We start from the raw sequence: 23,058 nt of genomic DNA on the forward strand, positions 1-23,058 counted from the left end.
GGCGGGGGTGGAGACCGACGCGCCGGCGGCGGTGGGCATCGAGCCGCGCGTCAACACCCAGGACCCGGCGTTCCCGGCGCTGTGGGAGGCGGTGCGGGACGGGCGGCCGGTCGCGTTCGACTACCGGGGGATCGGGCGGACGTCGGTGGCGCGGCGGCACCTGGAGCCGTGGGGCGTGGTGAGCCGCCGGGGCCGCTGGTACGTGGTGGGGTTCGACCGGGACCGCGGCGAGCAGCGGGTGTTCCGGCTGAGCCGCATCGCGGGCGAGGTGTCGGCGGACGGCCCGGCGGGGTCGGTGACGGTGCCCGACGGGGTGGACGTGCGGCGCATCGCGTTCGACTGGGGCGACCCGGTGAGCGAGCCGCGGCCGGCGGCGGTGCTGCTGCGGGCCGGGGCGGCGCAGGGGCCGCGGCGGTGGGCGAGGGACGTGCGTCCCGCGCAGGACGGGCCCGCCGACGGGGAGTGGGACGAGGCGACGCTGACGTTCCGGGACGCGGACCGGTTCGCGCCGTACCTGGCGCGGTTCGCCGACGACGTCGTGGTGCTCGATCCGCCGGACCTGCGGGAGGCGGTGATCCAGCACCTGAAGTCGGTGCTGGCGTGCGGGCACGGCCCGGCGGAGCCGGAGGGCCCGGCGGAGCCGGAGAGGCTGACGGGGCCGGAGGGGACGGTGGAGGGGCGATGACGGCGCGGACTCCGGCGAAGACCCCGGGGGGCGCGGCGAAGGCGCCGGCCCGGGGGCAGGCGACGACGTCGACGGACCGGCTGGGGCGGCTGCTGGCGCTGGTCCCGTACGTGGTGAACCGCGACTCGGTGCTGCTCGGGGAGGCCGCCGCGGCGTTCGGGGTGACCGAGAAGCAGCTGATCGACGACCTGAACCTGCTGTGGTGCGTGGAGCTGCGGGCCCCGGACCCGTACTGCCCGATCGACCTGTCCTACGAGGGCGGGGAGATCACGGTGGCGGAGGCCGAGTCGATCGCGCGGCCGCTGCGGCTGAAGGTGGACGAGGCGGCGGCGCTGCTGGTGGCGCTGCGGATGCTGGCGGGCATCCCGGGGCTGGACGACCGGGACGCGCTCAGCCGGCTGATCGCCAAGCTGGAGACCGCGGCGGGCGCGGCGGCGTCGGTGGCGGGGCAGGTGGCGGTGGAGGTCGACGCCCGCGGCGGTTCGGCCGACCCCGGCGGCGTGGTCCTCGGGCGGCTGCGGGACGCGATCGCGGGCGGCCGCCGCGTGCACCTGACGTACTACGTCCCGGCGCGGGACGAGAACACCGAGCGCGACGTCGACCCGATGCGGCTGCTGGTGGTGGAGGGCAACACCTATCTGGAGGGGTGGTGCCGGCGGGCGGAGGCGGTGCGGCTGTTCAAGCTGGACCGGATCGCCGGCCTGGAGGTGCTGGACGTGGCGGCGCGGGTGCCGGACGACGCCGAGCCGATCGACGTCGACGCGGGCCTGTTCCGGCCGTCGCCGCAGGACGAGGCGGTGACGCTGGAGCTGACGCCGCGGGGCCGGTGGGTCGCCGACTACTACCCGTGCGAGAGCGTCGAGGAGCTGGGGGAGGGGCGGCTGCGGGTGGTGCTGCGCACGCCCGACAGCCGGTGGATCCGGGGGCTGGCGCTGCGGCTCGGCGACCAGGGGCGCGTGGTGGCGCCCGAGCCGCTGGCCTCGGGGATCCGCGAGGACGCGGCCCGGGCCCTGGCCCGCTACGGCATGGCCTGAGCGGATCGGCTACCGTGGCCGGGTGGCGTGGGTTGCGGTGTCGGTGTCGCTGGGTTTCGTGGGCCTGGTCGTCCTCGCCTGGTGCGCGTTCAAGGTGTGGCTGGGCGTGCGGCGCTTCGGCCGTGAGCTGGAGCGGACCAGGCGGCGGCTGGAGCACGGGCACTCGGCGCTGCGCGACGAAGTCTCGCGGATGGAGGGAACGCGGGCCCCACAACCGCCCGAGGACGGCGTACGATCTACCTGAGCACCCCTGCTGAGAAGGAATGTCATGGCTGGACTTGGCACGACCGAGATTCTGATCATCCTTGCCGTCGTCTTGCTGCTGTTCGGATCGGCGAAGCTCCCCACGCTCGCGCGTTCGCTCGGTAAGTCGGCCCGGATCCTGAAGGCCGAGACGAAGGGCCTGCACGACGACGATGACGGCGACGAGGACAGAAGGTCCGCCAAGGCCGCGCCGGCCGCGCAGAACCCCCCGGCGCGCGAGCACGGCGACGGCTCCCAGCAGGCGCGCGGCGCGCTCGGCTCCGGTGAGCCGATCCAGGGCGTTCCGGTGTCGGACCCGGGCCGCGTTCGCGACGGCGGCTGACCGCCGCCCCGCGACGACCACCGACCCCCGAGCCTGAATGCGACGATGAAGAGGCTGAACAGGCGCGACGCCGCCGCCCCCGATGGCCGCATGCCGCTGATGGCGCATCTCCGCGAGCTGCGCAACCGGCTGATCAAGGCGATCCTCGGCCTCGTGGTCGGCGCCGTCATCGGCTGGATCCTGTTCGAGCCGATCTGGGACTTCCTGAAGCAGCCGTACACGCAGATCCCGCCCGAGCACTGCCTGGAGGGCAAGTGCGACCTGGTGGTGCACGGGATCTTCGACGGGTTCTTCGTCCGGCTGAAGGTCTCGCTGATGATCGGCGCGGTGCTGTCGTCACCGGTGTGGCTGTACCAGCTCTGGGCGTTCATCGCGCCCGGGCTGTACAACAAGGAGCGGCGCTACACCTACGTGTTCATGACGGCCGCGGTGCCGCTGTTCTTCCTCGGCGCCGCGCTGGCGTACGTGACGATGGACAAGGGCCTGCAGATCTTCATCGGGCTCGCGCCGGGCGACACGACGGTCCTGGTCGGCGTCCAGGACTACCTCGGCTACGCCCAGGCGATGCTGTTCATCTTCGGGCTGACGTTCGAGCTGCCGCTGTTCGTCGTCATGCTCAACCTCGTCGGGGTGCTGTCCCACGAGCGGATCCGCAAGTCGCGGCGGCTGCTGGTGTTCGGGGTGTTCGTGTTCGCCGCGGTCGCCACCCCCAGCCAGGACCCGGTCACCATGCTGGCGCTGGCGCTGCCGACGATCGTGCTGTTCGAGTTCGCCGAGCTGTTCGCGTACTTCCACGACCGCCGCAGGGTCCGCCCGGGCGACGAGTACGCCGGCCTGTCCGACGACGAGGCCTCCCCGCTGGACCTGGAGGCGATCGACGCCGAGCTGGAGAAGGGCGGCCGCACCGGCTGACGCGGCGGTTGCCGCGGCGGCGGCGCGGCGCGCCGGCGGCGGCCGATCAATCGATTGGGAATCGGGCCTGTCGAAACCGTAGGCTCGAAGGCATGACCTCCCCCGATACGACGCCGGCCGGGCAGAGCCCGGCGGAGCGGTACGCCTCCTACCGCGAGCGCACCGCGGGCAGCGGCCCGGCCCTGCTGGACTTCCGCACCCTGTACGACTTCGGCCTGGACCCGTTCCAGATCGAGGCGTGCAAGGCGCTGGAGGGCGGCAGCGGCGTGCTGGTGGCCGCGCCCACCGGCTCCGGCAAGACGGTGGTGGGGGAGTTCGCCGTCCACCTCGCCCTCACCGGCGGCACCAAGTGCTTCTACACCACGCCGATCAAGGCGCTGTCGAACCAGAAGTACGCCGATCTCGTCCGCCGCTACGGGCCCGAGAAGGTCGGGCTGCTCACCGGCGACAACAGCGTCAACGGCGAGGCCCCGATCGTGGTGATGACGACCGAGGTCCTGCGCAACATGCTGTACGCGGGGTCGCACACCCTCGGCGGCCTGGCGTTCGTGGTGATGGACGAGGTCCACTACCTCGCCGACCGGTTCCGCGGCGCCGTCTGGGAAGAAGTGATCATCCACGTCCCGGAGTCGGTGCGGATCGTGGCGCTGTCGGCGACCGTCAGCAACGCCGAGGAGTTCGGCGAGTGGCTGCAGGAGGTCCGCGGCGACACGGCCGTGATCGTGGACGAGCACCGCCCCGTCCCGCTGTTCCAGCACATGCTCGTCGGCACCCGCCTGTACGACCTGTTCGTCGACACCGGCAAGGGCAAGGACCGGCAGGCGCGGCTGAACCCGCAGCTGACCCGGATGGCGGTGGAGGAGGTCCGCCGCGCCAAGGTCAACCAGGGCCGCCGCACCGGCCGCCGCCGCGCGCCCCGCCCGCAGCGGTTCCGGCCCCCCGCGCGGCCCGACGTGATCGAGCGGCTGGACCGCGCCGGGCTGCTCCCGGCGATCACGTTCATCTTCAGCCGTGCCGGCTGCGACGCCGCGGTCATGCAGTGCCTGCACGCCGGGATCCGGCTCACCTCCCGGGAGGAGGCCGAGGAGATCCGCGCGCACGCCGAGCTGCGCACCGCCGACATCGCCGCCGAGGACCTGCGGATCCTCGGGTACGGCGACTTCCTCGCCGCCCTGGAGCGGGGCGTCGCCGCCCACCACGCCGGGATGCTGCCGACGTTCAAGGAGATCGTCGAGGAGCTGTTCACCCGCGGGGTGATCAAGGCGGTGTTCGCGACGGAGACGCTCGCGCTCGGCATCAACATGCCCGCCCGCACCGTCGTGATCGAGAAGCTCGACAAGTGGAACGGCGAGGCGCACGTCGACCTCACCCCCGGCGAGTACACCCAGCTGACCGGCCGCGCCGGGCGGCGCGGCATCGACGTGGAGGGCCACGCCGTCGTGGTGTGGGGCCCGAACGTCGAACCGGCGTCGGTCGCGGGCCTGGCGAGCACCCGTACCTACCCGCTGAACTCCAGCTTCCGGCCGTCGTACAACATGGCCGTCAACCTCGTCGGCGCCGTCGGCATCGAACGGGCCCGCACGCTGCTGGAGGAGTCGTTCGCGCAGTTCCAGGCCGACCGCGCCGTCGTCGGCCTCGCCCGGCAGGTCCACAAGAACGAGGAGGCCCTCGCCGGGTACGCGAAGGCCGCCGAGTGCCACCTGGGCGACTTCATGGAGTACGCGGCGATGCGGCGCCGCCTGTCGGACCGGGAGGCCGAACTGTCGCGGGAGCGGGCCGGCGCCCGCCGCGCCGAGGCCGCCCGGTCGCTGGAGCACCTGCGGCCCGGCGACGTCATCGTCGTGCCGTCCGGGCGGCGCTCCGGCCTCGCCGTCGTCCTGGACCCCGGGGTGGGCCGCCGCTCCGACGGGCCCGCGCCGCTGGTGCTGACGGTGAACCGGTCGGTGCAGCGGCTGTCGATCCAGGACTTCCCCCGCGCCGTCGAACCCGTCGAGCGGCTGCGCATCCCCAAGTCGTTCAGCCCCCGCAACCCGCAGGACCGCCGCGACCTCGCGTCCACGCTGCGCAACAAGGTCCCCGACGACGTGCGGGCCCGCAAGCGGACCCGCGCCGACTCCGCGGCGGCCGAGGACGCCGAGGTCACCTCGCTGCGCGCCGAGCTGCGCCGCCACCCCGTGCACGGCTGCGACCGGCGCGAGGAGCACGCCCGGTGGGCCGAGCGGTACCACCGCCTGGACCGCGAGACCGAGCAGCTGCGGCGCCGCGTCGAGGGCCGCTCCCAGGTCATCGCGCGGACGTTCGACCGCGTGTGCGCAGTCCTGCAGCAGCTCGGCTACCTGGACGGCGACTCGGTCACCGAGGAGGGGCGCCGGCTCGGCCGCATCTACAACGAGCTGGACCTGCTCACCGCCGAGAGCCTCCGCGAGGGCCTGTGGGAGAAGCTCGGCCACGCCGAGCTGGCCGCGTGCGTGTCCGCGCTGGTGTACGAGTCGCGGCAGCCCGACGACGCCGCGCCGCCCCGCACCCCCGCGGGCGCCGCGCAGGACGCGCTGGCGGCGATGGTACGGCTGTGGGGCGAGCTGGACGCCGTCGAGCGCGACAACCGGGTCGCGTTCCTGCGCGAGCCCGACCTCGGGTTCGCGTGGACGGCGTACCGGTGGGCGAAGGGCGACGACCTCGACGCGGTCCTCCTCGAGAGCGACCTGACCGCGGGCGACTTCGTCCGCGCCGTCAAGCAGCTCCTGGACCTGCTCGGCCAGGTCGCCGACGCCGCCCCGCCCAACAGCCACATCCGCAAGACCGCCCGGCGCGCCATGGACGCCATGCGCCGCGGCGTCGTGGCGTACTCCTCGGTCGCCTGACGAGCGTCCTCCCCGCGGGCCCCGGCCCGCGGGTCAGGCGCGGCGGCGGGCGCGGCGGGCCGACAGCGTGCGGTTCACGCGGAAGCTCGCCAGCTTCACCAGCAGCGGCTGCGGCGGCCGGCGCAGCACCCCGGGCGTCAGGCGGTGCACGCGGGTGGCGGTGCCCAGCATCATCCCGGCGATGCGGCGGCGGCGGTCGTTCCACGGCAGCCCGTACTGGTCGCGCAGCTCCGCGGGCAGCAGCGCGGCCGTGAGCAGCCGGAACACCGCCAGCCCGGGGGCGAGGACGCGCAGCTTGCGGGGCCGCAGCACCGCGTCGGCGACCTTGCGGGCGGTGTCGGTGACCTCCAGTTCCGCGAGCGTCTCGGCCATGTAGGCGCGGAACGCGGCGAGGTCCGGGGGCTGGGCGTCCAGGGGGCAGCCGAGGACCTCGGCGACGACGCGGGACTGGCGGTAGTACTCCGCGGCCAGGCCGGCCTCGCCGCCGCGGGGGCGCATGACGTGCTCGTAGATGTGCAGCGCCGAGTCGATCAGGGTGGCGTTCACCCACAGCTGCAGGTCGGGGTCGTTGCCGGTGTAGCCGTCGCCGCGGACGGTGTTGTGGATGCCGCGGACCTTCGCGGCGATCCGCGCGACCTCCTCCGGCGTCCCGAACGTCACGATCAGCAGGAAGTCCAGGGTGCCGAACAGGCGGGCGAGGGGCCGGTCGGCGAAGTCGCTGTGCTCGGCCACGCCCAGCGCCACCCGCGGATGGGCCAGCTGCATCAGCAGGGCGCGGCCGGCGCCGAGGCCGATGAGCGGCTCGGCGGCGACCCGGCGCAGCACGTCCCGGTCGGCGAGCCGCTCGGCGAGCTGCTCACCGGCGGGGATCTGCGGGGTGGCGGGCACGGGACCTCCCGTGGGTCGGGGGCGGGCCCGGTCATCCTCGCCCACCTATTGGCAAACGGTCAATAACGGCGTGCGGGGTCCGCGTCCGAGGTCAGGGGGCGGCCGCGCCGGATCCCGCACACCGCGCCCCCCGGAAATGGTTCTGCGGGCCCGGAGGCGGGAAGTGGTCCCCCGCGGGCCATTTCTCCGAGACCCGGTGGGGCGGGACTCCACCCTGAGGAGGAACCGCCCCCGGTGCCCGGGACGCTACGGTGATTCGATCGCACTGTACGTCGGCAATACATCCAGGATGTGTGCATGATCGAGGCGAAGAACCTCACAAAACGCTACGGCGACAAGGTCGCCGTGGATGACCTTTCCTTCACCGTCGTCCCCGGCCGGGTGACGGGCTTCCTCGGCCCCAACGGCGCCGGGAAGTCGACCACCATGCGGCTCCTGCTCGGCCTGGACAAACCGAGCCGCGGCGACGCCCGCATCCACGGCGTCCACTACCGGGACCTCCCGTCGCCGCTGCGCACCGTCGGGGCACTGCTGGAGGCCAAGGCCGTCCACACCGGCCGCAGCGCCTACAACCACCTGCTGGTGCTCGCCCAGACGCAGGGCATCGACCGCAAGCGCGTCGACGAGGTCGTCGAGCTCGTCGGGCTGACCGGTGTCGCCCGCAAGCGCGCCGGCGGCTTCTCCCTCGGCATGGGGCAGCGGCTCGGCATCGCCGCCGCGCTGCTGGGCGACCCGCAGGTGCTGATCCTGGACGAGCCCGTCAACGGCCTCGACCCGGAGGGCATCGTCTGGATCCGGACGCTCATGCAGCGGCTCGCGTCCGAGGGGCGCACGGTGTTCGTCTCCAGCCACCTCATGAACGAGATGGCCGTGACCGCCGAGCACCTCATCGTCATCGGCCGCGGCAAGCTCATCGCCGACTGCTCCACCGAGGAGTTCGTCGAGCGCAGCACCGAGAAGGCGGTGACCGTCCGCAGCCCCGACGCCGCCCGGCTGTCGGAGGTCCTCGCGGCCGAGGGCGCCAAGATCCGGCCCGACGGCGACGCGCTGCTGACCGTGATCGACATGGAGGCCCCCCGCGTCGGGGAGCTCGCGGCCGCCGAGGGACTCGTCCTGCACGAGCTGACCCCGACCCGCGGCTCGCTGGAGAGCGCCTTCATGGAGCTGACCCGCGACAGCGTCGAGTACGACGCGGCGGCCGCGCCCGCCACGGCGCAGCCCGCCGTCCAGCCCGCCGCCGGTCCCGCCGAGAAGGGGGAGGTCCGATGACCGCCGCCGCCACCGAGCACGCCGCGCAGCCAGCCGGCGGCCCCACCGCGCACAAGCGGCCGGGGTTCGCGCGGCTGCTGCTCGCCGAATGGACGAAGATACGCACGGTCCGCTCCACCATGTGGTCGCTGATCCTCTACGTCCTGCTCAGCCTCGGCTTCACCACGCTGCTCGTGAGCCTCATCTCCGCGTCGTGGGACGACGCGGCCGAGGGCGACCGCGCGGCGATCACCGGGGACCCGGTCAGCTTCATCCTCGGCAGCGGGTTCTTCGGCCAGCTGGTCGTCTGCGTCCTCGGCGTCCTGGTGATCTCGGCCGAGTACTCCACCGGCATGATCCGGGCCACGCTGCTCGCGGTGCCGCGGCGGCTGCCGATGCTGTGGGCCAAGGCCCTGGTGTTCACCGCGATCATCCTGGTCGCCGGCCTCGCGGTGTCGTTCGTGTCGTACTTCATCGGCATCGCGATCCTCGGCGACAAGGTGCAGGTGTCCCTCGGCGACGAGGGCGTGCTGCGCTCCGTCATCGGCGGCGGCCTCTACCTGGCGATGCTCGGGCTGTTCTCCCTCGCCGTCGGCGGGATCGTCCGGCACACCGCCGGCGCCATCACCGGCGTCATCGGGCTGGTGCTGGTGGTGGGGCCGCTGGCCATGCTGCTGCCCGGCAAGATCGGCGACTACGTCTACGGCTACATGCCGTCCGAGGCGGGCTACCTGATCACCTCGGCGCGGCAGGGCGAGGACGACCTGCTGTCGCCCTGGGAGGGCTACGGCGTGTTCGCGCTGTGGACGTTCGCGCTCCTCGCGATCGCCGCATACCTCCTCAAACGCCGCGACGCCTGACCCCGCGCGCCCCGCGTCCCCGCCCCGCCGACCAGGCGGACGCGGGGACGTTCCGCGTTTCCGGGAGCCCTCCGCCGAACGTTGCACGGTGCAAAGATCCGGCGTATGGTTTTGGTCAGTTGCTTAAAGCGCACGACCAAGAGCGGAGGGGCGGATGCCCGGCGACGAGGTGCCCACGCGGGTCCGGCTGCTGGAGGCGGCCGTCGCGGTGCTGGCCGAGGGCGGCTGGTCCGCGGTGACCTCGCGCGCCGTGGCGGACCGGGCGCGGGCCAACAACGCGCTCGTGCACTACTACTTCGGGTCGGTGGCCGCGCTCCGCCGGGCCGCGGTGATGCACGCGGTGGAGAGGGAGCTGGAGGGTCCCGTCGAGGCGATCCTGCGGGCGGACGACGCGCTGGACGGCGTCGCCGCCGCCGTCCGGCAGCTCACCGGGAGCGGGGGCGGCGGCGGGCGCACGGGCGAGCGCACCGACGGGCAGCGCGTGCTCGTCGAGGCGCTCACGCACGGCATGCGCGACGCGGAACTGCGCGCCGGGACCGAACGCCAGCTCCGCGCGTTCCGCGACATGCTGGCGGCCCGGCTCGCCGAGAACCGGGCCGCGGGGCTCCTGCGCGCCGACGCCGACCCCGCCGGACTGGCCGTGGTGCTCGGCGCGCTCCTCGACGGCCTGCTCGTCCACGTGCTGATCGACCCCGGCACGGACGCGGCCGGCGCGGCAGCCGGGCTCCTGGACCTGCTGCGCCCGCCCGGCGGCCCCGTCCCCGAATCCCACGCAGCCGGAGGAGACGGCGATGACGCGTCATGACCGCGGGCGGGCGACCGCCCGGAACGACCCCGAACCCGATCCCGGCCGCGCCCACGGCGACGACGGCGCCCCGGCGGTGCTGCTGCGCGGTGCCGGCAAGACCTACGGCGGCGGCCGCACCGGAGTGCGCGCCCTTCGCGACGTGGACCTGGAGGTGCGGCGCGGCGAGTTGGTCGTGCTGCTCGGCCCGTCCGGCTCCGGCAAGACGACGCTGCTCAACCTGATCGGCGGCATCGAACCCGCCACCTCCGGCACCGTCGTCGCCGGCGGCCGCGACCTCTCCGGCCTGGACGAGGACGCCCGCACCGCCTACCGCCGCGACACCGTCGGGTTCGTGTTCCAGTTCTTCAACCTCGTCCCCTCGCTGACCGCGCTGGAGAACGTCCGGCTCGTCGCCGAGCTCACCGGCCGCGGCGACCGCGAGCGGGCCGCGGCCGCGCTGGAGTCGGTCGGGCTCGCCGGCCGCGGCGGCCACTTCCCGGCACAGCTGTCGGGCGGCGAGCAGCAGCGCGTCGCGATCGCCCGCGCCATCGCCAAGGACCCGGAGCTGCTGCTGTGCGACGAGCCGACCGGCGCGCTGGACCTGGAGACCGGGCGCGGCGTCCTGCGCGTCCTGCAGGACCTCAACCGCCGCGGCCGCACCGTCATGGTCGTCACCCACAACGCCGCGATCGCCGCCATCGCGCACCGCGTCGTGCGGATGCGCGACGGCCGCGTCGCCGAGGTCGCCACGACCGCCGCGCCCGCGGCGGCCGGGGAGGTGGCCTGGTGAGCACGCTCAACGTCAAACTCCGCCGCGACCTGCGCCGCCGCCCCGCGCAGCTGGTGTCGGTGGCGGTGCTGGTGATGCTCGGCGTCGCGCTGTTCGGCGCGTCCTACGACGCGTACAAGAACCTGGACGCCGGCTACCAGGACCTGTTCGCCGAGTACCGGTTCGCCGACCTGACCCTGGCGGGCGGCGACACCGCCGCGATCGCGCGGGAGGCGCGGGCCGCGCCCGGCGTGGCGGCGGCCGCCGTCCGCACCGTCGCCGACGTGCCGGTGCGCACCCCGGACGGCGGCACGCTCGTCGGGCGCGTCGTCGGGCTGCCCGCCGGGACGCAGCCGCCCGTCAACCGCGTGCGGGTCCTCGACGGCCGGTACCTGGACCCCTCGGCGCCGACCGGCGTCCTCGCCGACCGGCACCTCGCCGACGACGCGGGCCTCCGGCCCGGCGCGGCCGTGGCGGTGTGGGACGGGCGGGCCTGGCGGAACCTCGGCGTGCGCGGCACCGCGTCCTCGCCCGAGTACCTGTGGCCCGCGCCGAGCCGCCAGAACGTCCTGCCCGCCCCCGGCTCGTTCGGCGTGCTGTACGTCCCGGAGGACCTGGCCCGCCGGCTGGCCGGCTCCGCCGGGCCCAACGAGGTGGCCGTCCGCTACACCTCCGCCGGGCGCGCCGGGGCCGCCCGCCTCGACGCCGCCCTCACCGCCGCCGCGCGGGCGCACGGCGCGGGCGCGGCGACCACCCGCGCCGAGCAGCCGAGCAACGCCGCCCTCGCGCAGGACATCAAGGGGTTCTCGCAGCTGGCGGTGATGTTCCCGCTGCTGTTCCTCAGCGCCGCCGGCGTCGCCGCCTACGTCGTGCTGACCCGCCGGGTGGCGCGCGACCGCGCCGTCATCGGGACGCTGCGCGCCAGCGGGTTCCGGCGCCGCACCGTCGTGGCGCACTACCTGGCGACCGGCGCCGCCGTCGGGGCCGCCGGCGCGGTCCTCGGCGCCGCCGCGGGCCTGGCGCTGGCCGGGCCGGTCACCCGCCTGTACGGCGACGCCATCGGCCTGCCCGAGACGACGGTGACCGTCCGCGCCGCCACCCTGCTGTACGGGCTCGCGTTCGGGCTGGCCGCCGGGGCCGCGGCGGCGCTGGCGCCCGCGGTGTCGGCCGCCCGCGTCCCGCCCGCCGAGGCGATGCGCGGCGCCGTCCCCGCCACCGGGGGAGCGGGGTGGATCGCGCGCCTGGAACGGGCCGTGCCCGCCGCCGGGCGGCTGCCCGCCGGGGCGTGGCTGGTGCTGCGCGGCCCCACCCGCCAGCTCCGCCGCACCCTGTACACCATGGCCGGCGTCGTCCTCGCCCTCGTGCTCGTCCTCGTCTCCTGGGGGATGCTCGACTCGTCCCGGGCGACCGTGTCCCGCCAGTTCGACCAGGTCCAGCGGCAGGACGCCGAACTCACCCTCGGCCGGCCCCTCGACGGCGCGGCCCTCGGCGCCCTGGCGGCGACCGAGGGCGTCCGGGCCGCGGAGCCCTCCACCCGCCTCACCGCCACGATCACCGCCGGCGACCGCGGCTACTCCACCACCGTCGTCGGGCTGCCCGCCGGGACGCGGATGCACCGGTTCCTCACACCCGGCGGCGGAGAGCGGTCCCTGCCCGGCGGCGGCGCCCTGCTCGGCGCCGCGCTGCGCGACCAGCTCGGCGTGCGGACCGGCGACCGCATCGGGCTGCGCCTCCCCGGCGGCGGAACCGCCCGCACCACCGTGGCCGGGTTCGTCGACGAGCCGCTCGGCACCTACGCCTACGCGACCCTGGACCAGGTCGCCGCCTGGGCGCCGGACGCCGGGCCGGACACCGTCCTGGTCGAGTTCGAGCCCGGTGCCGACCGCGCCGCCGCCGAACACGCGCTGACGTCGCACCCCGCCGTCGTCGCCTACACCGACTCCCGGGCCCTGAAGAAGACCATGGACGAGTACATGGACCTGTTCTACGTCTTCGTCGCGGTCATGCTCGCGTTCGGCGGGCTGCTGGCCTTCACCGTCCTGTTCGCGACCCTGTCGGTCAACCTCGCCGAGCGCGCGACCGAACTGGCCGCGCTGCGCGCCTCCGGCGTCGGCCGGCGCCGGCTGGCCCGCCTCGTCACCGCCGAGAACCTCCTCGTCGCGGCGGCGGGCATCGGCCCCGGCCTGGTCGTCGGGCGGATCGCCGCCGGGGCGTTCCTCGGCGCGTTCGACAGCGACCTGATGGCCTTCCACACCGAGATCCGGCCCGCCACCTACGCCTGGTCGGCCCTGGCGGTGCTCGCGGTCGCCCACCTGGCGCAGCGGCCCGGCCTGCGCGGCCTGGCCCGCATGGACCTCGGCGGGCTCGTCCGGGAGCGCACCGGCTGACCCGGGACGCCCCGCCCCCGGACGAGGTGATGGCGCGCCGCGGTCCCGGCGTTGTAGAAAGTCGTCATGAGCGGGCGAGACGGCGGCCACGGCGACGGGGTCGACGAGGTCACCTCGGCGCTGCTGACGGCGTCGCGGCTGCTCGTGGCGATCTCGGTGCGGTCCCTCACCGCCGTCGAGGACACCGTGACGATGCCGCAGTTCCGGCTGCTCGTCGTGCTCGCCTCGCAGGGCCCGGCCAAGCTCGTCACGCTCGCCGGGCTGCTGGAGGTCAACCCGTCCACCGCGATGCGGATGGTCGACCGGCTCGCCGCCGCCGGGCTGGTGGACCGGCACGCCAGCCCCGACAGCGGGCGGGAGATCCGCATCCAGCTCTCCGCCGCCGGCCGGGACCTCGTCGACGACGTCACCGCCCGCCGCCGCGCCGGCATCGCCGAGGTCGTCGCCCGGATGCCGCCCGGCCAGCGGCACGCCCTGGTCGCCGCCCTGCGGGCCTTCACCGAGGCCGGCGGCGAGCCCCCGGTCGGCGGCCTCGCCCGGCTCGGCTGGACCTGACCCGCCGGGCACCGGAACCGACCGCGGCCGCGTTGAACCGCCGGCCCCCCCGCGTGCGTACCTGCCGGGTGACGTCCCTCTCCTCCCGACCGAAAGGACGGCGGCGCATGCGAGGACCCCGCCCGGCCACCGCGGCGGCGTGCGGGCTGGCCGTGACGCTGCTCGTGGGCGGCTGCGCGCCGATGGGCCGCCAGACGACCGACGGCGGCGTCCAGCAGGTGCAGGCCACCGACGGCGGGGCGGCCGGCGGTGCCGGCGAAGGCGCCGCACCGGCCGACGGGGGCCTGCTCACCTCCGCCGACCGGCTCCTCCTCGTGCAGCTCAGGCAGGCCGCGCTGTGGGAGATCCCGGTCGGCCGCGCCGCCGCCCGCCGCGGCTCCCAGGGCGCCACCCGCAAGAACCTCGGCCAGATCGCGGCCCGGCACATCCAGTTCGACGCGGTGAACCGCAGGACGGCCGCCAAGCTGAACGTCCCGCTGCCCAACAGCCCGAACGCCGAGCAGCAGAGCTGGATGTCGGAGATCACCGGCAAGTCCGGCACCGACTACGACAAGACCGCCGTGGCGCGGATGCGGACGGCGCAGGGGCTGCTGTACGCCCGGACCGCCGCCGTCCGGGCCAGCACCCGCAACACCACCATGCGGCAGTACGCCCAGCAGGTCGAGGCGTTCCTCAACGGGCAGCTGAAACTGCTGGAGGCGACCGGTTTCGTCACCGTCGACACGCTGCCCGACCCGCCGACCGTCACCGGCGCGCCCCCGCCCGGCGTGCCGGGGAGGCGGGCGTCGCCCGCACCCGCCGCGACGTCCGTCCTCTCGGGCCGCTGACGCCGCGGGTCGCCGAGCAACAGCGGCACGGGTGCAGGCCGCCGGGGCTACGGGCCGAGCTCGGCCAGCAGTGCATCCAGGGTCGCCCCGAGCGGCGCGTCCATCTTGACCAGCGCGTGCTCGTCGCCCCGGGTCGGCCCCCGGTTGACGATCGCGACGGGGATGCCGAGCCCGGCCGCGTGCCGGACGAACCGGTACCCCGACAGCACCGCCAGCGACGAGCCGAGCACCAGCAGGGCGCCCGCGCGCTCGGTCAGCGCGTAGCACTCCCGGACCCGCGCCGGCGGCACGTTCTCCCCGAAGAAGATCACATCGGGCTTGAGCGGGCCGCCGCAGCGCTCGCAGTCCACCGTGCGGAACGCCTCGACGTCCGCGTCGCCGATGACGGCGTCGCCGTCGGGATTGACCGCGGTGGCGGCGACGCGCTCCGCCCAGCCCGGGTTGGCGGCCTCCAGCCGCTCCTCCAGCCGCTCCCGCGCGGTCCGGTCGCCGCAGTCCAGGCACACGACCCGGTCCAGCGCGCCGTGCAGCTCGATCACGCCGTCCGCGCCCGCGGCCTGCTGCAGCCCGTCGACGTTCTGGGTGATGATCCCCGCGAGCAGCCCGCGCCGCTGCAGCGCGGCGACGGCGCGGTGGCCCGCGTTCGGCCGCGCGCCGGCGATGTGCCGCCACCCGAGGTGGCTGCGCGCCCAGTAGCGGCGGCGCGCGGCCGCCGACCCGGTGAACCGCTGGTACGTCATCGGATCGGCGCGCCGCAGCCGCCCCGTCTCACCGCGGTAGTCCGGGATGCCCGACTCGGTCGACAGGCCCGCGCCGCTCAGCACCACCACGTCGCCGTCGGAGACCAGGTCGGCCAGCATCGGCGGTAGCGCGGTCTCCCCGTCGCCGGCCGGGCGGCCCTGTGCAACCTGCGTCACCCCTCCATCCTGCACGACCGGGAGGGGTGGCCAGGCCGCCCCGGAGGCGCGGTCAGGAGGAGGCGCGGCGGGTGCCGCGGCGCGAGGTGCGCAGCCCGCCCGGCAGGGTCAGCAGCAGCCCGGCCACCACGGCCGCCAGGCCCGCGCCCGCCGCGGTCAGCGGGACGACGGCCTCCAGCAGCCGGATCTTGCCGGCGCCGTCGTCGGCCCGCTCGCGCAGGGCCTTCCGCGACTCCGGCGTCATCCGCAGGTTCAGGTCCGCCACCACGAGGCTCCCCGGCCCCTCCTTCGGCCGCAGCGTCGTCACCAGGTGCCGCCGCTGGTCGACTGAGGAGCCGGTCTTGGGGTCGATCCAGTACGTGGCGTCGACCCGGTAGTGGCGTTCCGCCTCGACGGCGGGGTCGCCGTCGGGGCGCCCGAACAGCCCGGCGGGCAGCGGGGGCACGTCGCCCGCGACCTTGGTCTCCGGGATGTGCTGGACGAAGCGGTACGTGAGCCGCCCGTCGATGCGCTCCTCGCCCTCGAACACGGCCGGCCAGGTCTGGTGCGTCGTGGTGTCGAACAGCCTCTTGTCCCGCTTGTTCGCCTCCACCGGCCAGAACAGCCCGATCCCGGACATCTCGACGGTCTTGTCGCCCTGGACCGCCGCCTCGCAGCAGTTCTTCAGCCCGCCCGTGCGGCGGTCGAAGGCGTACCGGGCGTTCTGGATGTCGATCGTGTAGCCGCGGGCGAGGTCCTGCACGACCGTGGTGGTGTCCCAAACGGCGGTTCCGTCGTCGGCGGCCTTGACGTCACCGCGTGCGGTCGCGGTGGCCACCACGGTCGCGCCGGTCCGGACCGTGACCGACGACGCGTCGAGGTAGGTGGCGTTCTCGGCCTGCAGCTGCGTGACCTGGTAGATGTCCGTCGGGGCACCGATCAGCATGGGGGCCACGTAGAAGCGCACCAGGACACCGGCGGCGACGAGGAACGTGCCGAGACCGATGAGTGATACGCCGATGATCCTTCGCACTGCAGCCTCCCGGCCGGACATCGGACTCGCCGAATTAGTGTGATTTATCGCACTGATCCTCTCGTGTCCCCCTTACGAAAGGAACGCTTCCTGCTCACGAACTGACAACCGCGGGCCCAGCATCGGGTCCGCGACGGGCGTGAGGCGCAGTTAACGCGCGGGTGACGTCCGGGTTCCCGGCGGGAAATACGGGCCGCCCAGCATCGGGGTTCATGGGAGCCGACAGCGAAACGGACAGGCGGCTGGTCGTGGCGGGCCACGGCCCGGCCGCGCACCGCCTCGTGGAGGCGCTGCGCGAGCGCGACACCGCGGGCGCATGGACGATCACCGTCATCGGCGAGGAGGGCCGCGCGGCCTACGACCGCGTCGCGCTGACCTCGCACCTCGACGGCGCCGACCTCGCCTACCCCGCGCACGGCGGCGGCGTCACGGTCGTCACCGGGGAGCGGGTCACCGCGATCGACCGCGCCGCCCGGACCGTCACCACCTCCGCCGGGCGCGTCGCCGGCTACGACGCGCTCGTGCTGGCCACGGGATCGGCGCCGTTCGTCCCGCCGGTGGACGGCCGCGACCTGCCGGGCGTGTTCGTCTACCGCACCATCGACGACCTGGACGCGATCCGCGAGTACGCGGCGGACCGCGCGACGGGCGCGGTCGTCGGCGGCGGGCTGCTCGGCCTGGAGGCCGCCCGCGCGATCCAGAACCTCGGCCTGCGCAGCGGCGTCGTGGAGGCCGCGCCGTGGCTGATGCCCCGCCAGCTGGACGAGGGCGGCGGCGCGATGCTGCGCCGCCACATCGAGGGCCTCGGCATCGCCGTCCACGCGGGCGTCCCCCTGCGCGCCCTGGAGGCGGGCGAGGACGGCGCGGTCGCGCGGATCGTGCTGGCGGACGGCTCGGCCGTCGACGCCGGGGTCGTGGTGTTCTCCGCCGGCATCCGGCCGCGCGACGAGCTAGCCCGCGCCTGCGGCCTCCCCGTCGGCGAGCGCGGCGGCGTCGTCGTGGACGCCTCCTGCCGCACCGAGGACCCGGCCGTCTGGGCGATCGGCGAGTGCGCCCTCGTCGGCGGCACCGTGTACGGGCTTGTCGGTCCGTGCTTCTCCATGGCCGAGGTCGTCGCAGACCGGCTGCTGTCGGACGCCAGCACCGCCGTGTTCGAGGGCGCCGACACGTCGACCAAGCTGAAGCTCCTCGGCGTGGACGTCGCCAGCTTCGGCGACCCGTTCGCCGGCCCGGGGGAGGGGGCGCTCGGCGTCACCTACACCGACCCCGTCGCCGGCGTCTACAAGAGGCTCGTCGTCAGCGACGACGCGCAGACGCTCCTCGGCGGCGTCCTCGTCGGCGACGCCGAGTCGTACGGGACCCTGCGCGCCCACGTCGGCGGCGGCCTGCCCGGCACGCCCGAGCAGATGCTCTTCGGCGGCACTGAGACCGCGGGGGAGGACCTGCCCGCCGCGACCGTCATCTGCTCCTGCAACAACGTCACCGCCGAGGGCATCCGCTGCGCGATCTCCGACGACTCCCTCACCGACATGGCCGACGTCAAGGACTGCACCAGGGCCGGGACCAGCTGCGGCAGCTGCGTCCCGCTGGTCAAGCGGATCCTGGACGCCGAGCTGACCGCCGCCGGCATCGAGGTCGGCACCGCCCTCTGCGAGCACTTCGACCACAGCCGCGCCGAGCTTTTCGACATCGTCCGCGCCGGGCGGATCACCAGCTTCACCCAGCTCGTCCAGGAGCACGGGAGGGGCCGCGGCTGCGACATCTGCAGGCCCGCCGTCGCGTCCATCCTGGCGAGCCTCGGCACCGGGCACATCCTGGAGGGCGAGCAGGCGGCGCTGCAGGACACCAACGACCACTTCCTCGCCAACCTGCAGAAGAACGGCACGTACTCGGTGGTGCCGCGCGTCCCCGGCGGGGAGATCACCCCCGAGAAGCTCATCGTGATCGGGGAGGTCGCCCGCGACTTCGGGCTCTACACCAAGATCACCGGCGGGCAGCGCATCGACATGTTCGGCGCCCGCGTCGAGCAGCTCCCCGAGATCTGGCGGCGGCTCGTCGACGCCGGCTTCGAGTCCGGGCACGCCTACGGCAAGGCGCTGCGGACGGTCAAATCGTGCGTCGGGTCCACCTGGTGCCGCTACGGCGTCCAGGACTCGGCCGCCATGGCGATCCGCCTCGAACTGCGCTACCGGGGCCTGCGCGCCCCGCACAAGCTGAAGTCGGCCGTGTCCGGATGCGCCCGCGAGTGCGCCGAGGCGCAGAGCAAGGACTTCGGCGTCATCGCCACCGAGAACGGCTGGAACCTCTACCTCGGCGGGAACGGCGGCATGCGGCCCCGGCACGCCGACCTGTTCGCCACCGACCTCACCGACGACCGACTCATCACCTACATCGACCGGTTCCTGATGTTCTACATCCGCACCGCCGACCGGCTGCAGCGCACCGCGACGTGGCTGGAGTCCCTCGACGGCGGGCTGGAGTACCTCCGCGAGGTCATCGTGGACGACCGGCTCGGCATCTGCGCCGAGCTCGACGCCGCCATGGAGGCCCACGTCGCGGCCTACTCCGACGAGTGGCGCGACACCCTGGACGACCCCGGCCGGCTCAGCCGGTTCGTCTCGTTCGTCAACGCGCCGGGCACCCCCGACCCGAGCATCGCGTTCGAGGTCGAGCGCGACCAGATCAAGCCGGTCCCGCCGGCGGTGCCCCGATGAGCGGCAACGGCGGCACCGGTGTCAACGGCGGCACCGGCGGCACCGCGGCGGGCGCGGGCATCGTCGTGGTCGGCAACGGCATGGCCGGGTCGCGCTTCGTGACCGAGCTGCGCGACCGCGACCGCCGCACGCCCGTGACGGTGTTCGGCGCCGAGCCGCAGCGCCCCTACAACCGGGTGCTGCTGTCGGACGTCCTCGCCGGGGCGGCGCGGCCCGACCACATCAGCCTGGTCGACGCCGCCTGGTATGCCTCCTGCGGCGTGGACGCGCGCCTCGGCGTCGAGGCCACCCGCATCGACCGCGCCGCGAAGACCGTGCACGCCTCCGACGGGACCGCCACCCCGTACGAGACCCTCGTCCTCGCCACCGGCAGCACCGCGTTCATCCCCCCGTTCCCCGGCCTGGAGGACGGGCTGCCCATGGGCGCCCTCGCGTTCCGGACCCTGGACGACTGCCGCCGCATCTCCGAGCTGGCCGAGACCGCCGTCCGCGCGGTCGTGGTCGGCGGCGGGCTCCTCGGCATCGAGGCGGCCCGCGGGCTCGCGGGCCGCGGCCTGGACGTCACCGTCCTGCACCTGGCCGGCCACCTCATGGAGCGCCAGCTCGACCCCGCCGCGGGCCGGGTCCTGGCCCGGACGCTGGACGGCCTCGGCATCGCCACCCGGCTGCGCGCCGACGTCACCGGCCTGGACACCGCCGGCGGGGCGGTGACCGGCGTGGAACTGGCCCTGCCCGGCGGCGGGACGGAGACCATCGCCGCCGACCTCGTCATCCTGTCGTGCGGCGTCCGGCCCGAGGTCTCCCTCGCCCGCGACGCGGGCCTCGCCATCGGCCGCGCCGTGCTCGTCGACGACGAGCTCCGCTCGGTCACCGACCCGTCCGTCCGCGCCATCGGGGAGTGCTCCGAGCACCGCGACGAGGTGTACGGCCTCGTGGCGCCCGCGTGGGAGCAGGCGGGAGTGCTCGCCGGGCTGCTGGCCGGCACCGACCCCGCCGCGCGGTTCACCGGCGCCCGGCAGATCACCCGCCTCAAGGCCGCCGGGATCGAGCTGGCCTCGATGGGCGAGACGCACCACGGCGACGACGACGACGGCGTGGAGGTCGTCCGGTTCACCGACGCGGCGCGCGGCACCTACAAGAAGGCGGTCATCCGGGACGGGCGGCTCATCGGCGCGATCCTGCTCGGGGAGACCTCCACGGCGGGCACCCTCACCCAGCTCTACGACCGCGCCGACCCGCTGCCCGCCGAGCGCCTCGGCCTGCTGTTCCCCGGCCTCGGCGGCGCCGTCGAGACCTCGTCCCCGGTCCGCATGCCGGACGCCGCGACCGTCTGCCAGTGCAACAACGTGACCAAGGGCCAGGTCCGCGCCTGCTGGCAGGCCGGCGCCCGGACCGCCGCCGACGTCGCCCGCGAGACCAGGGCGGGCACCGGCTGCGGGAGCTGCCGCGGAGCGCTGGAGGGCATCGTCTCCTGGCTGGACGGGCAGGAGTCGGCGGACGGGCCGGAGTCCGCCGACGTGGCCTGACGCGCGGCGGGTAGGCTCCGCCGCATGGCCGCCATCGCGAGAGGGTCCGCGCCGGGAACTCCGCCGGGAACCGTGCATGCTTGACGGACGCCCGCTCGTCGACGCGCACGTGCACGCCGCGCGGCTGCCGACGCTCCCGCCCGCGTGGCGGGAGTGGGCCGGCGAGTTCGGCGCGGCGAACCCCTGGCCGGACCTGTACGACGAAGGCGGCACCCTCGTCCCCGAGCGCGTCGACGCCCACTTCGCGGAGGAGGGCGTCGACATCGCGCTCCTGTTCTGCGAGTACAGCCCGAAGACGACCGGCATGCAGCCCATCGAGGACCTGGTGCCGCTGATCGAGCACAACCCGCGCCGCTTCAGGCCGGTCGCCAACGTCAACCCGCACCTGCACTACCCGATCGGCGCCGAGGTCGAACGGCAGCTCGCGTTCGGCGCCGCGGCGCTGAAGCTGCACCCGGTGCACGCCGGGTTCAGCGTCGCCGACCCTGACCTGTACCCCGCCTACGAGGTGTGCCGGGACGCGGGCGTCCCCGTCGTCGTCCACTGCGGCACCAGCTCGTTCCCCGGCTCGGCCAACCGGTACGCCGACCCGGCGCCCCTCGACGACGTGCTGCGGCTGTTCCCCTCGCTGACCGTCGTGCTCGCCCACGGCGGCCGCGGCTGGTGGTACGACGCCGCCGCCTTCCTCGCCCTGTCCCGCGAGAACGTGTGGATCGAGCTGTCCGGGCTGCCGCCGCGCCGGCTGCCCGAGTACTACGCCCGGCACGACCTGCGGCGCCTCGCGCGCCGGTTCGTGTACGGCACCGACTGGCCGGGCGTCCCCGGCATCGCCCGCAACGCCCGCGCCGTCGCCGCGCTCGGCCTGGACGAGGAGACCGTCTCGCTCGTCCTCGGCGGCAACGCACTCCGGATCTACAAGGGGCTGGCCGACCGGCCCGCAGGAAAGGACGCTCCATGACCGACCCCGGCCCGTTCACCGAGGACGTCGTGCACCAGATCATGCGGCACATGAACGACGACCACGCGGCCGACTGCCTGACGATCTGCCGGGCGCTGGCCGGCCGGCCCGGCGCGACCGCGGCCCGGATGACCGGCATGGACGCCGACGGCATCGACTTCGCCGTCACCGACGGCGGCGCCGAGCACCGGGTGCGGATCCCGTTCAGCGAGCGCCTCACCGAGCGCCCCCAGGTCAGGCACGAGGTCGTCCGGATGACCGAGGAGGCCCGCGCCGCGCTCAGCGCGTGACTGGACTTTCCCGACGGCGCGTCGGTAAAGTAACCGACGTCACGTCGGGAAGATTCACCGCAACACCTTCCCAGGGAAGTTAGGTAAGGCTAGCCTAATTCCCGGATGAAGGAGGGGCCGGATGGACAGTGCTCGGACGGACGGTGCGCAAGGGGACGGCGCCGCTGCGGGGGAGGCGTTCTCGGCGCGGCTGAGGGCCGCGACCTGGAGCGACCACGGCGACAACGAGACCTCCGCCTACATGAGCGCGCTGGTCGAGGGCCGCCTCGGCCGCGACGAGTACGCGGTGCTGGTGGCGCAGCTCCACCCGGTGTACGAACTGCTGGAGGGGGCCGCCGACCGGATGGCGGCGGATCCCGCCGCCGGCCCGTTCGACCTCCCCGGGCTGCGCCGCCTCGAGGCGCTGGAGGCCGACCTCGCGTTCTTCTACGGCCCCCGCTGGCGTACAAGGATCGAGCCCAGCGCGGCCACCGCGCGCTACTGCGAACGGCTCCGCGAGGTGTGCTTCACCTGGCCGGGCGGCTTCGTCGCCCACCACTACACCCGGTACATGGGCGACCTGTCCGGCGGGCAGTACATCGGCCTGCAGGTCCGCAAGACGCTCGACCTGTCCGCGGGCGACGACGGCGTCCGCTTCTACCGCTTCCCGGGCAAGCCCAAGGCGTACAAGGACCGCTACCGCGACCTCCTGGACGCCGCCCCCTGGGACGTCGCCGAGCAGGAGCGCGTCATCCGCGAGGTCAAGACCGCCTACCGCCTCAACGCCGCCCTCACCGAGGAGCTCGGCGAGGGCCTGCGGCCCAGCGCCGCCTGACGCTGAAGCGGACACCGCATTTCACGAATTTTCGGCTGACCGAAAAGTAATCGCGGTTTGCCGGGGCTTGACCTGGACATCCGGTAGGCAACCGAGGGGCGGGAAGACGTCCCCGACCGACCGGAGGTCCACAATGCTCGCGATCGTCGCCGCGATCGTCTTCGCGCTCGCCCTGCTGTTCGACCTGGCCGACATCACGTCGGACGCCATCAACAACGGGACGCTGACCGTGCTCGGCCTGCTGCTGCTCGCGCTGCACCTCGGCGGGGTCGGGGCCGGCACCGACTGGCGCTCGCGCGGCCGCGGCCGCACCCGCGCCCGCCGCTGACCCGCACGCATCGGACCCGTCCGGCCGCCGGGCCGCGCGACCACCAGGTCGCGCGGCCCGGCGGTTTCGTGTGCCCGGCCCTTCGTGCAGCGGGACCGCT

22 protein-coding genes are annotated in these 23,058 nt (G+C 74.6%); 19 read left to right on the forward strand and 3 right to left on the reverse strand.

Annotated features, from left to right (window positions below):
• The 6 genes from E1266_RS14530 to E1266_RS14555 all read left to right on the forward strand — a co-directional run.
• The coding region (locus tag E1266_RS14530) for a WYL domain-containing protein (RefSeq protein ID WP_132047096.1) at positions 1-685 on the forward strand (685 nt) is incomplete at its 5' end.
• Complete coding sequence (locus E1266_RS14535) at positions 682-1,719, forward strand: WYL domain-containing protein (protein ID WP_132047098.1); 1,038 nt, start codon at positions 682-684, stop codon at positions 1,717-1,719. The genes E1266_RS14530 and E1266_RS14535, both read left to right, overlap by 4 nt.
• A 22-nt stretch (positions 1,720-1,741) precedes the next feature.
• Entirely contained in the window at positions 1,742-1,963 is a 222-nt protein-coding gene (locus tag E1266_RS14540; protein WP_132047100.1) for a hypothetical protein, read from the forward strand.
• Positions 1,964-1,987: 24 nt separating this feature from the next.
• Positions 1,988-2,305: a Sec-independent protein translocase subunit TatA gene (gene tatA, locus E1266_RS14545; RefSeq protein ID WP_132047102.1), complete on the forward strand. Its 318-nt coding sequence runs from the start codon at positions 1,988-1,990 to the stop codon at positions 2,303-2,305.
• 45 nt (positions 2,306-2,350) lie between these two features.
• On the forward strand, positions 2,351-3,217 hold the full coding sequence (gene tatC / locus E1266_RS14550) for a twin-arginine translocase subunit TatC (protein WP_243718414.1): 867 nt from the start codon (positions 2,351-2,353) through the stop codon (positions 3,215-3,217).
• Positions 3,218-3,309: 92 nt separating this feature from the next.
• On the forward strand, positions 3,310-6,078 hold the full coding sequence (locus tag E1266_RS14555; protein WP_132047104.1) for a DEAD/DEAH box helicase: 2,769 nt from the start codon (positions 3,310-3,312) through the stop codon (positions 6,076-6,078).
• Between the two features lie 33 nt (positions 6,079-6,111).
• Here the strand turns inward: E1266_RS14555 and E1266_RS14560 are convergent, their stop codons facing one another.
• Positions 6,112-6,966, reverse strand: a complete 855-nt coding sequence (locus E1266_RS14560) for an oxygenase MpaB family protein (RefSeq protein WP_243718415.1) — start codon at positions 6,964-6,966, stop codon at positions 6,112-6,114.
• 297 nt (positions 6,967-7,263) lie between these two features.
• Between E1266_RS14560 and E1266_RS14565 the strand changes: the two genes are divergently transcribed.
• The 7 genes from E1266_RS14565 to E1266_RS14595 all read left to right on the forward strand — a co-directional run bounded on the left by E1266_RS14565 (position 7,264) and on the right by E1266_RS14595 (position 14,399).
• The gene (locus E1266_RS14565) at positions 7,264-8,235 is read left to right on the forward strand and encodes an ATP-binding cassette domain-containing protein (protein WP_132047106.1); all 972 of its coding nucleotides are present in this window, start codon (positions 7,264-7,266) and stop codon (positions 8,233-8,235) included.
• Positions 8,232-9,074: an ABC transporter permease gene (locus E1266_RS14570; protein ID WP_132047108.1), complete on the forward strand. Its 843-nt coding sequence runs from the start codon at positions 8,232-8,234 to the stop codon at positions 9,072-9,074. Before E1266_RS14565 ends, E1266_RS14570 begins: the two co-directional genes overlap by 4 nt.
• A gap of 154 nt (positions 9,075-9,228) precedes the next feature.
• Entirely contained in the window at positions 9,229-9,879 is a 651-nt protein-coding gene (locus E1266_RS14575) for a TetR/AcrR family transcriptional regulator (protein WP_132047110.1), read from the forward strand.
• The gene (locus E1266_RS14580; protein WP_132047112.1) at positions 9,866-10,651 is read left to right on the forward strand and encodes an ABC transporter ATP-binding protein; all 786 of its coding nucleotides are present in this window, start codon (positions 9,866-9,868) and stop codon (positions 10,649-10,651) included. The genes E1266_RS14575 and E1266_RS14580 overlap by 14 nt, the downstream gene beginning before the upstream one ends.
• Entirely contained in the window at positions 10,648-13,017 is a 2,370-nt protein-coding gene (locus tag E1266_RS14585; RefSeq protein WP_132047114.1) for an FtsX-like permease family protein, read from the forward strand. The genes E1266_RS14580 and E1266_RS14585 overlap by 4 nt, the downstream gene beginning before the upstream one ends.
• Before the next feature lie 66 nt (positions 13,018-13,083).
• Positions 13,084-13,572 carry a MarR family transcriptional regulator gene (locus tag E1266_RS14590; RefSeq protein WP_132047116.1) on the forward strand — a complete coding sequence of 163 codons (489 nt, stop codon included), beginning with the start codon at positions 13,084-13,086 and terminating at the stop codon, positions 13,570-13,572.
• 107 nt (positions 13,573-13,679) lie between these two features.
• Positions 13,680-14,399 (forward strand): DUF4142 domain-containing protein, encoded by a 720-nt coding sequence (locus tag E1266_RS14595; RefSeq protein ID WP_132047118.1) that lies wholly within the window; start codon positions 13,680-13,682, stop codon positions 14,397-14,399.
• 47 nt (positions 14,400-14,446) lie between these two features.
• Here the strand turns inward: E1266_RS14595 and E1266_RS14600 are convergent, their stop codons facing one another.
• Positions 14,447-15,259: an NAD-dependent protein deacetylase gene (locus E1266_RS14600; RefSeq protein WP_132047153.1), complete on the reverse strand. Its 813-nt coding sequence runs from the start codon at positions 15,257-15,259 to the stop codon at positions 14,447-14,449.
• Between the two features lie 109 nt (positions 15,260-15,368).
• Complete coding sequence (locus E1266_RS14605; protein ID WP_165966085.1) at positions 15,369-16,328, reverse strand: DUF3068 domain-containing protein; 960 nt, start codon at positions 16,326-16,328, stop codon at positions 15,369-15,371.
• Positions 16,329-16,540: 212 nt separating this feature from the next.
• Here E1266_RS14605 and nirB point away from each other — a divergent pair, with 212 nt between their 5' ends.
• From nirB to E1266_RS14635, 6 genes are all read left to right on the forward strand, one after another.
• The gene (nirB, locus tag E1266_RS14610) at positions 16,541-19,042 is read left to right on the forward strand and encodes a nitrite reductase large subunit NirB (protein WP_132047121.1); all 2,502 of its coding nucleotides are present in this window, start codon (positions 16,541-16,543) and stop codon (positions 19,040-19,042) included.
• Positions 19,039-20,568, forward strand: coding sequence for an FAD-dependent oxidoreductase (locus tag E1266_RS14615; protein WP_132047123.1), 1,530 nt, complete (start codon positions 19,039-19,041; stop codon positions 20,566-20,568). The genes nirB and E1266_RS14615 overlap by 4 nt, the downstream gene beginning before the upstream one ends.
• A 76-nt stretch (positions 20,569-20,644) precedes the next feature.
• A complete protein-coding gene (locus E1266_RS14620) occupies positions 20,645-21,526 on the forward strand; it encodes an amidohydrolase family protein (protein WP_132047125.1) in 882 nt (293 codons plus the stop codon).
• On the forward strand, positions 21,523-21,816 hold the full coding sequence (locus tag E1266_RS14625; protein ID WP_132047127.1) for a DUF2470 domain-containing protein: 294 nt from the start codon (positions 21,523-21,525) through the stop codon (positions 21,814-21,816). The genes E1266_RS14620 and E1266_RS14625 overlap by 4 nt, the downstream gene beginning before the upstream one ends.
• A gap of 121 nt (positions 21,817-21,937) precedes the next feature.
• The gene (locus tag E1266_RS14630) at positions 21,938-22,630 is read left to right on the forward strand and encodes a biliverdin-producing heme oxygenase (protein ID WP_132047129.1); all 693 of its coding nucleotides are present in this window, start codon (positions 21,938-21,940) and stop codon (positions 22,628-22,630) included.
• 133 nt (positions 22,631-22,763) lie between these two features.
• Positions 22,764-22,958: a hypothetical protein gene (locus E1266_RS14635; protein WP_131954178.1), complete on the forward strand. Its 195-nt coding sequence runs from the start codon at positions 22,764-22,766 to the stop codon at positions 22,956-22,958.
• The last annotated feature ends 100 nt before the right edge of the window (positions 22,959-23,058 follow it).

The sequence above is a fragment of the Actinomadura sp. 7K534 genome, assembly GCF_004348575.1.
Taxonomy (GTDB): Bacteria; Actinomycetota; Actinomycetes; order Streptosporangiales; family Streptosporangiaceae; genus Spirillospora; species Spirillospora livida.